This window comes from Pseudomonas sp. C1C7 (assembly GCF_013359595.1).
Lineage (GTDB): Bacteria > Pseudomonadota > Gammaproteobacteria > Pseudomonadales > Pseudomonadaceae > Aquipseudomonas.
This window is the reverse complement of the sequence record NZ_JABFMP010000007.1, coordinates 195,227-203,488: the sequence shown is the minus strand read 5'-3', so window position 1 is coordinate 203,488 and position 8,262 is coordinate 195,227. Positions and strand designations below refer to the sequence as shown.

Below are 8,262 nucleotides of genomic sequence, written 5' to 3'. Positions count from 1 at the left end.
TCATCAGCATGCGCAGCGGCGCTTCGGTCAGCCAGCTTTTGGCGGTCAGCTTGTTACCGCGGGCAGCGCGGATCTCGACATCACGAAACTTGGTAATTTTGTTGTCAGTAGTCACGAAAAAGACTCCTCAGCGATCAATCCAAACCAACCCTGGCGGTGGGTAAACCAGCCTGTGCGCCTCGTTGCGCTACAAGCGAATCAGTGGACGTTGCGGGTCGTTCGGATCGACTTATACGCATACGTCTTTACTTGTACATACAAGCATATGCAATCAAGCGGCCAACTTGTTGGATGGGTGTTCAAGAAAAGTTTCGAAATGGCTGGAGAGCGCCTGGATCAAGGCGTGTGGCGAAGATGAAATTTTTCGGGGGGAGTTTTTGCGGGAGTGGACAGTTGTTACTGGGGAGGGGTTTTGCGCCGGATTGGGGCGTTCGGTAACAAAGTGGTGCGCGTTCGGGAACGCTGAAAATCAAAAGATCGCAGCCTTCGGCAGCTCCTACAGGGAAACGCATTCCAATGCAGGAGCTGCCGAAGGCTGCGATCTTTTAAGGCTTGAATCAGCGCGCAGTCAGTTCGATAACGCAGCAGGCGCCATTGCTGGCGACTTCAATCAACCCATTGTTACCGTCAAGCTGCAGGCAGTCATGGCGACCCAGCTGCGAAGCGTTGTTACCGACCTTCACTTCCAGCGCATCACTCACGCTGAACACCAGCACCGTCCCCGCCTCGCTGAAAAACCGCTGCTCTCCCTCCAGCCACTGCAACCGTGCGCTGTAACGCTGCGGTGCATAGATGAGGTTGAAGTCGCGGATCGGCCCGCCGAGCAAGGTGCAGGCGACCTTGCTCTCGCCACTGAAGGCGAATGGGTCCAGCGGTAACAGTGGCCGGGTGTCGCTGCCGTCGACGGACAGGGTCATGCCGTCGCCCTGCAATACGGTGATGATCCGCTCGTAACCGGCGAAGGTGGAAAACCCGCCCGACTCGCCGATGTCGGCAATCGACAGGCGCCAGCCGAAGCCGTCCAGGCCGGTGCCGGCATCGCGGGTGATTTCTTCGGTGCTGCCGCCGCCGTTTTTCCACGGCATGCGCGGATAGTCTTTGGCGCGTAGAACTTTCAATACATTCATTTGTGTTCCCTATTTGTGAAAGCGGCCTTCCAAACGATGACGGGAACCGGGGTGAATCAGACGAGCGGCGGTCACCGGCTGACGGCCCGACCAGGTACGGCGGCGAATCAGCAGGCACGGCTCGCCCTTTTCAATCTGCAGCAACTTGCATTCGGACGACTCGGCCAGGATCGCCTCGACCACGTGTTCGCCTTCGGTCAGCGGCGCGACCTGGTTCAGATAGGCGTACGGGGTTTGCAGGGTGAAGTCCTGCTTGAGGTATTCCGGCGCCACCAGCGCGTTGACGAAGCGGTCTTCGATCTGCACCGGGATGTCGTTTTCGAAATGCACGATCAGCGAGTGGAACACCTTCTGCCCTTCGCGCATGTCCAGCGCCAGCGCGCGCTCGGAACCGGCGGCCTCTTCCTCCAGGGTGATGACCTGGCAGGTATGGCGATGGCCGCGCGAAGCGATCTCGTCGGCAATGTTGTGCACTTCGAACAGCGCGGACTGGCTTTTGGGCTCGGCGACGAACGTGCCGACACCTTGCATGCGCACCAGCAGGCCATCGGCGGTCATCTCGCGCAGGGCGCGGTTGATGGTCATGCGGCTGAAGCCCAATTGGCTGACCAGCTCGCTTTCCGACGGAACGCGGTAGTGCGGCGGCCAGGCCCCGCTGTCGATTTGCTGGGTGATCATTTGTTTGACGCGGGCGTACAAGGGCGCCGGACTGTCGCCCATGTTCGCGGCCAACGGAGAGACTGGAGGCGGAGTCGGCACGATGGATCCTTGGTCGTTTGGTTGAGATTGCTAGCTTGCCGGAGTTTACCGGGCAGGCAAACGTCTGTATATGTATATACAAATAACACACGATGGGGTGCTGAACCATGTCCGCCTTCTTTGCCGAACGCGCGCTGCTGCCTAGTGGATGGGCCAACAATGTACGTCTTGAGGTCAACGCCGAGGGCCTGCTGACCCATATCCAGGCCGATTCCCACGCTGATGGCGCCGAACGGCTGAGCGGCCCGCTGCTGCCGGGCATGCCGAACCTGCACTCTCACGCCTTCCAGCGGGCGATGGCCGGACTTGCGGAAGTGGCGGGCAATCCGAACGACAGTTTCTGGACCTGGCGCGATCTGATGTATCGCCTCGTCGGAAAAATCAGCCCCGAGCAACTGGGCGTCATCGCTCGCCAGCTGTACATCGAAATGCTCAAGGCCGGTTACACCTCGGTCGCCGAATTTCACTACGTGCATCACGACAACAACGGCCAGCCTTACGCCGACCCGGCCGAGCTGGCGCTGCGCATCAGCCAGGCCGCGACCGACGCCGGCATCGGCCTGACCCTGTTGCCGGTGCTCTACAGCCACTCGGGTTTCGGCGGCCAGACGCCGAACGAAGGCCAGCGCCGTTTCATCAACAGCACCGAGAACTACCTGAAGCTGCAATCGCGCCTGCAACCTCTGCTGGCGCAGCAGAAAGCTCAGTCGCTGGGATTGTGTTTCCACTCGTTGCGCGCGGTCACCCCGCAGCAGATCAGCGAAGTGCTGGCGGCCAGCGACAAGCAATGCCCGGTGCACATCCACATCGCCGAACAGCAGAAGGAAGTCGACGACTGCCTGACCTGGAGCGGCCGCCGTCCGCTGCAGTGGCTGTACGAAAACGTCGAAGTCGATCAGCGCTGGTGCCTGGTCCACGCCACCCACGCCAACCCGGAAGAAGTCACGCTGATGGCCAAGAGTCGCGCCATCGCCGGCCTGTGCCTGACCACCGAGGCCAACCTCGGCGACGGGATCTTCCCGGCGGTGGATTTCCTCGCCCAAGGCGGGCGCATGGGTATCGGTTCCGATAGCCATGTGTCCTTGAGCGTGGTGGAAGAATTGCGCTGGCTGGAATACGGCCAGCGGCTGCGCGATCAGCGGCGAAACCGCCTGTATGGCGCGGACCAGCCGATGGTCGGTCGCACACTGTTCGATGCCGCGCTGGATGGCGGCGCCCAGGCGCTGGGCCAGTCGATTGGGGCTCTGGAAGTCGGCAAGCGCGCGGATTGGCTGGTGCTGGACGGTAGCGATCCGTACCTGGCGACGGCCAGCGGTGACGGGATCTTGAATCGCTGGCTGTTTGCCGGTGGCGATCGCCAGGTGCGTGATGTGCTGGTCAACGGCCAGTGGGTCGTGCGCGACGGGCGCCATGCCGGGGAAGAGGAAAGCAGCCAGGCGTTTACCCAAGTCCTACGCGACCTCCTGGGCTAAAAAGCAAAAGATCGCAGCCTTCGGCAGCTCCTACAGAATCACTCGATCACCGTAGGAGCTGCCGCAGGCTGCGATCTTTTTTTCAGATACACCGCTAGTTCGAAGTCTTCGCCATCTGCGTATCCGTCGCCCGCCAGATCAGTCGCGTGGTGTCGTAACCCTGCTGACGCGCCTTGCTCAACAGCTCTTCACGCACCACCCCGTTGACGGTCGGCGTGCGCGACAGCAGCCACAGATAACGACGGCTCGGATCGCCGACGATGGCGGTCTTGTAGTCGTCGCTGACGTACAGCACCCAGTACTCGCCCTTCGCCACACCCGGGATCAGGCGCGAGAACCACGTATCGAACTCGACCCACAACTTGTCGGTCTTGCCCGGCACCTGTGGATAAGCCGTACCCTTGACCTCTTCCCACTCCCACTGCGGAGTCAGGCAGCGATTGAGCACTGCGACGTTGCCGTCAGGCTTGAGCGTGTAATGGGCTTCGGATTGCGCGCAATCGCGCTGGAAGTACATCGGCAGACGCGCCAATTCGTACCAGGTGCCCTGGTAACGCTTGAGGTTCACGCTATTGGCCGTCTTGGGTGCCAACGTATCCTGGCCAGACGTGGCGCAGCCGGCCAATACCAGGCCGGCAAAAAGCATGATCAATAACTGCTTCATTGTTTTTCTCCCGCGGGCGTACCGCCCCGGTTTACTTCAGGCCTTGGCCGGAAAACATCAGCACTTTGTCACCGGCATACTGCACGCTGATAAAGCTGTTCTTGTCGCCCCAGGTGCAACTGGACATGCCGAGCGCGCCGGAACAATCGGTGGGCTTGCCCAGCAGGTTTTCAACCTCGGCCTTGTTCATTCCAGACTCGAGCTTGGAGTAGTTTTCCTGATTGACCTTGCTGCACGCAGCCAACAACACGCAGAACGAAAGCAAGGCGATGGATCGCAGGGACATTGTGTAACTCCGGGGGCGAGGGGGATTGGCATGACTGCCAAACAGATCCTTAGAAGACCAAACAGCGATCTGGTTCCCTCGCCGGGTGCCTATTTATGGGGCCGCTCGTCTCTTTCAGCCGGGAAATCAAGCGCTTTGTGAAGCTGTCGTGCATTTCGTCGTTTTTATCCAAAAACGACTAATCTTTGGCGCCGCCCAGCCGACATGAAGTGCAGCGCAATGCTCACGGACGAGGAAATTGCCCCCTTTGTCGACAATGCCTCCGTGCGGTATTCATCTAATGACCAGAAACATGAAGTTCAGCCACAAAATCCTGTCGGCTGCCGCCCTCGTGGTGGCGGTCGCGTTCGCCTGTTTCATCCTGTTCAACGACTATCGCCAGCGCCAGACACTGCGCAGTAGCACCGAAGCCTCGATGCAGGAACTGGGCAGCCTGACCACCAGCAACATCCAGACCTGGCTGGTGGGCCGCATCCAGCTGCTGCAATCGATGTCCCAGCAGATCAGCGCGGATGGCAGTTCCGCGGACAGCCTCAAGCGCGTCATCGACCTGCCCGCCTACACCGGCAACTTCCAACTGAGCTACTTCGGCGGCACCGATGGCGTGATGTTCTCGATCCCGGCGGGCAACCGTCCGGCGGACTACGATCCACGCGCCCGCGGCTGGTACAAGTCGGCCAACAGCGCGCAGCAGACCATCGTCACCGAACCCTACATCGCCACCTCGTCCGGCAAGCTGGTGATCACCGTGGCGACACCGGTGCAGCGTCAGGGCCAGATGATCGGTGTGGCCGGGGCCGACATCGACCTGTCCAGCGTCAGTGCGATCATCAACTCGCTGAACTTCGGCGGCCACGGCCACGCGTTCATCGTCGGCGCCGACGGCAAGATCCTGATCCACCCCGACAGCAAGCTGGTGCTCAAGAGCCTGGCCGAGGCCTACCCGAGCGACACCCCGAAAGTCAGCCCGGGCATGAAGGAAGTCGAGATCGACGGCAAGCGCCAGTTCATCTCCTTTACCCACGTCAACGGCGTGCCGTCGGCGGACTGGTACGTGGCCCTGGTGCTCGACCAGGAAACCGCGTTCTCGATGCTCAGCGAATTCCGCACGTCGGCGATCGTGGCCATGGTGATTGCGGTGGTGATCATCATCGCGCTGCTGGGCATGCTGATCAGCTTCCTGATGCAGCCGCTGCTGGCCATGGGTCGCGCCATGCATGACATCGCCGAAGGCGAAGGCGACCTGACCAAGCGCCTGACCATTCACGGCCACGACGAGTTCGGCGCGCTGGGGCTGTCGTTCAACCGTTTCGTCGAGCGTATTCACACCTCGATCACCGAAGTGTCCTCCGCCACCGGCCAGGTCAACGAGGTGGCGCTGCGCGTGGTGGCGGCTTCCAACTCGTCGATGTTCAACTCCGACCAGCAGGCCTCGCGCACCAGTAGCGTGGCCGCGGCGATCAACCAGCTCGGCGCCGCCGCCCAGGAAATCGCCCAGAACGCCGCCCTCGCCTCCCAGCATTCCAGCGATGCCCGTTCCCTCGCCGAGGAAGGCCAGCAGGTGGTGGATAAGACCATCACGGCGATGCATCAGCTGTCGGCGAAGATCAGCGATTCGTGCGGCAACATCGAGACGCTCAACAGCAACACGGTCAACATCGGGCAGATTCTGGAAGTGATCACCAGCATCTCCCAGCAGACCAACCTGCTGGCCCTGAACGCCGCCATCGAAGCGGCGCGCGCCGGTGAAGCCGGTCGCGGTTTCGCGGTCGTCGCCGACGAAGTGCGCAACCTCGCCCACCGCACCCAGGACTCGGCGCAGCAAGTACAGAAGATGATCGAAGAGCTGCAAGTGGGCGCCCGCGAAGCGGTCAGCACCATGACCGACAGCCAGCGTCAGAGCGAAAGCAGCGTGGGCATCGCCAACCAGGCCGGCGAACGCCTGGGCAGCGTGACCCAGCGCATCGGCGAAATCGACGGCATGAACCAGTCGGTCGCCACCGCCACCGAAGAACAGACCGCCGTGGTCGAATCGATCAACGTCGACATCACCGAAATCAACACCCTGAACCAGGAAGGCGTGGAAAACCTGCAGTCGACCCTACGCGCCTGCGCCGACCTCGAACAGCAGGCGGCGCGGTTGAAGCAGTTGGTGGGTAGTTTCAGGATCTAAGGTGTTCACCCCGGCCCCTTCGCGGGCAAGCCCGCTCCCACAGGGCTTTATGTCGTACACGGAATCTGCGTACAACAACAATCACTGTGGGAGCGGGCTTGCCCGCGAAGAGGCCATCACTGGCGAGAGAGATTCAGAACCTTGAACCAGGCTTGCTCAAAAACTCCAGTTCCTCAGCCGTAGACTCCCGCCCCAACACCTCATTGCGATGAGGAAACCGCCCAAACCGGGCAATCACCTTCTGATGCTTCTCGGCGTAGTCCAGGTAATCGGCAAACAGGGCCTGATCGCTTTCCGGTTGCTGCGCGATCAGTTCGATGTAGCGCGAGATGCATTCGTTCTGCACCGCCAGGTGTTCGCAGTGCTCCAGCACCAGGTAGATAAACACCCGCTGGATCGGCTGCAATTGCCGGTCAAAATCCGCGGCGATGCCTTGGGCCACCAGGGCCTGGGCTCTGATGTCACCGGAATAGGCTTTGGGGGAATCGCGAAAGAGCATGCGTGGCAGTTGATCGAGCAGCAGCACCAGGGCCAGCCAACCTTCGGGGCGTTGCGCCCAGTCGGTCAATCCGCCGGCCAGTGCCTGTTCGACCAGGTCCCCGAAACGCGTGCGCGCCTCGAGGTCCTGACTGTCACGCTTGCCGAACCATAACTTGCCCTTCTGCACCGCCACTTCCCTCGCTGATCCGGATGTTCCGAACCACCATTCGAGCAACGGCTGCCAGGGCTCGTTCATGGTTTTACTCCTTGTGGTACGCCGTGGCGCGGGCCACTTCTTCTTTCGAGCCCAGGAATACCGCGCAACGCTGGTGCAGGCCTTCAGGCTGGATGTCGAGGATGCGCTGGCGACCATCGGTGGAGGCGCCGCCGGCTTGTTCGACGAGGAACGACATCGGGTTGGCTTCGTACATCAGACGCAGTTTGCCCGGCTTGGACGGCTCACGGGCATCGCGTGGGTACATGAACAGACCGCCACGGTTCAGGATGCGGTGCACGTCCGCCACCATCGCAGCGACCCAGCGCATGTTGTAGTTCTTCTTCAGCGGGCCTTCCTCGCCGGCCAGCAGTTCGCTGACGTAGCGCTGTACCGGGGCTTCCCAGTGACGCTGGTTGGACATGTTGATCGCGAATTCCTGGGTGGTTTCAGGAATGGTGATGTTTTCGTGGGTCAGGACGAAGCTGCCCATTTCGCGGTCCAGGGTGAAGCCTTTCACGCCGTCGCCCAGGGTCAGGACCAGCATGGTCTGTGGACCGTAGATCGCGTAACCGGCGGCAACCTGCTGGGTGCCTGGCTGCAGGAAGGCCTTTTCGTTCAGGGCTTCGTTCTGGCTCAGGTATTCGTTAGGGCAACGCAGTACCGAGAAGATGGTGCCGACCGGGGCGTTGATGTCGATGTTCGACGAACCGTCCAGCGGGTCGAATACCAGCAGGTAGGCGCCTTTCGGGTACTTGCCCGGGATCTGGTAGGCGTTGTCCATTTCTTCGGACGCCATGCCGGCCAGGTGACCGCCCCATTCGTTGGCTTCGAGCAGAATTTCGTTGGAGATCACGTCCAGCTTCTTCTGCACTTCGCCCTGAACGTTTTCAGTGCCCATGCTGCCCAGGACGCCGCCCAGGGCGCCTTTGGAAACGGCGTGGCTGATCTCCTTGCAAGCACGCGCCACCACTTCGATCAGGAAGCGCAGATCGGCAGGAGTGTTGTTGCTGCGGGTCTGCTCAATCAAATAGCGACTCAAGGTAACGCGGGACATGGAAGGCTCCGAGGAATGGGGGGGGCTAAA

At 61.1% G+C, this 8,262-nt stretch carries 9 protein-coding genes and 1 pseudogene; 3 read left to right on the top strand and 7 right to left on the bottom strand.

Translation table 11 applies throughout. The annotated features are described in order from the left end of the window. From HNO86_RS30235 to hutC, 3 genes are all read right to left on the bottom strand, one after another. Window positions 1–97: hypothetical protein (locus HNO86_RS30235; RefSeq protein ID WP_372242521.1), on the bottom strand; the 97-nt coding region annotated here is incomplete at its 3' end. A gap of 460 nt (window positions 98–557) precedes the next feature. After that, complete coding sequence (locus tag HNO86_RS08640; RefSeq protein ID WP_175376575.1) at window positions 558–1,127, bottom strand: HutD family protein; 570 nt, start codon at window positions 1,125–1,127, stop codon at window positions 558–560. 9 nt (window positions 1,128–1,136) lie between these two features. Beyond that, window positions 1,137–1,847, bottom strand: a complete 711-nt coding sequence (hutC, locus tag HNO86_RS08635; protein ID WP_175376584.1) for a histidine utilization repressor — start codon at window positions 1,845–1,847, stop codon at window positions 1,137–1,139. 146 nt (window positions 1,848–1,993) lie between these two features. Between hutC and HNO86_RS08630 the strand changes: the two genes are divergently transcribed. Further along, on the top strand, window positions 1,994–3,358 hold the full coding sequence (locus HNO86_RS08630) for a formimidoylglutamate deiminase (RefSeq protein ID WP_175376574.1): 1,365 nt from the start codon (window positions 1,994–1,996) through the stop codon (window positions 3,356–3,358). A gap of 94 nt (window positions 3,359–3,452) precedes the next feature. On the opposite strand, the gene HNO86_RS08625 is transcribed toward HNO86_RS08630, so the two are convergent. Both HNO86_RS08625 and bamE read right to left on the bottom strand, forming a co-directional pair. Continuing rightward, window positions 3,453–4,022, bottom strand: a complete 570-nt coding sequence (locus tag HNO86_RS08625; protein ID WP_175376573.1) for a lipocalin family protein — start codon at window positions 4,020–4,022, stop codon at window positions 3,453–3,455. A 31-nt stretch (window positions 4,023–4,053) separates the two neighbouring features. Then, on the bottom strand, window positions 4,054–4,308 hold the full coding sequence (gene bamE / locus HNO86_RS08620) for an outer membrane protein assembly factor BamE (protein WP_175376572.1): 255 nt from the start codon (window positions 4,306–4,308) through the stop codon (window positions 4,054–4,056). A 256-nt stretch (window positions 4,309–4,564) separates the two neighbouring features. On the opposite strand from bamE, the pseudogene HNO86_RS30560 reads away from it, so the two are divergent. Both HNO86_RS30560 and HNO86_RS30555 read left to right on the top strand, forming a co-directional pair. Further along, window positions 4,565–5,623, top strand: a pseudogene (locus HNO86_RS30560) (cache domain-containing protein); the annotation flags it as partial. Window positions 5,624–5,716: 93 nt separating this feature from the next. Further along, complete coding sequence (locus HNO86_RS30555) at window positions 5,717–6,481, top strand: methyl-accepting chemotaxis protein (RefSeq protein WP_372242520.1); 765 nt, start codon at window positions 5,717–5,719, stop codon at window positions 6,479–6,481. 133 nt (window positions 6,482–6,614) lie between these two features. On the opposite strand, the gene HNO86_RS08610 is transcribed toward HNO86_RS30555, so the two are convergent. Both HNO86_RS08610 and HNO86_RS08605 read right to left on the bottom strand, forming a co-directional pair. Next, window positions 6,615–7,217 carry a DUF924 family protein gene (locus HNO86_RS08610; protein WP_175376570.1) on the bottom strand — a complete coding sequence of 201 codons (603 nt, stop codon included), beginning with the start codon at window positions 7,215–7,217 and terminating at the stop codon, window positions 6,615–6,617. Window positions 7,218–7,221: 4 nt separating this feature from the next. Beyond that, the gene (locus HNO86_RS08605) at window positions 7,222–8,232 is read right to left on the bottom strand and encodes a class 1 fructose-bisphosphatase (protein WP_175376569.1); all 1,011 of its coding nucleotides are present in this window, start codon (window positions 8,230–8,232) and stop codon (window positions 7,222–7,224) included. Window positions 8,233–8,262: the final 30 nt, after the last annotated feature.

Coding starts and splice junctions, on each gene's coding strand:
- HNO86_RS08610 (WP_175376570.1), bottom strand. CDS start 7,217: ATGAACGAGCCCTGGCAGCCGTTGCTCGAATGGTGGTTCGGAACATCC.
- HNO86_RS08640 (WP_175376575.1), bottom strand. CDS start 1,127: ATGAATGTATTGAAAGTTCTACGCGCCAAAGACTATCCGCGCATGCCG.
- HNO86_RS08630 (WP_175376574.1), top strand. CDS start 1,994: ATGTCCGCCTTCTTTGCCGAACGCGCGCTGCTGCCTAGTGGATGGGCC.
- HNO86_RS30555 (WP_372242520.1), top strand. CDS start 5,717: ATGTTCAACTCCGACCAGCAGGCCTCGCGCACCAGTAGCGTGGCCGCG.
- hutC (WP_175376584.1), bottom strand. CDS start 1,847: ATGGGCGACAGTCCGGCGCCCTTGTACGCCCGCGTCAAACAAATGATC.
- bamE (WP_175376572.1), bottom strand. CDS start 4,308: ATGTCCCTGCGATCCATCGCCTTGCTTTCGTTCTGCGTGTTGTTGGCT.
- HNO86_RS08625 (WP_175376573.1), bottom strand. CDS start 4,022: ATGAAGCAGTTATTGATCATGCTTTTTGCCGGCCTGGTATTGGCCGGC.
- HNO86_RS08605 (WP_175376569.1), bottom strand. CDS start 8,232: ATGTCCCGCGTTACCTTGAGTCGCTATTTGATTGAGCAGACCCGCAGC.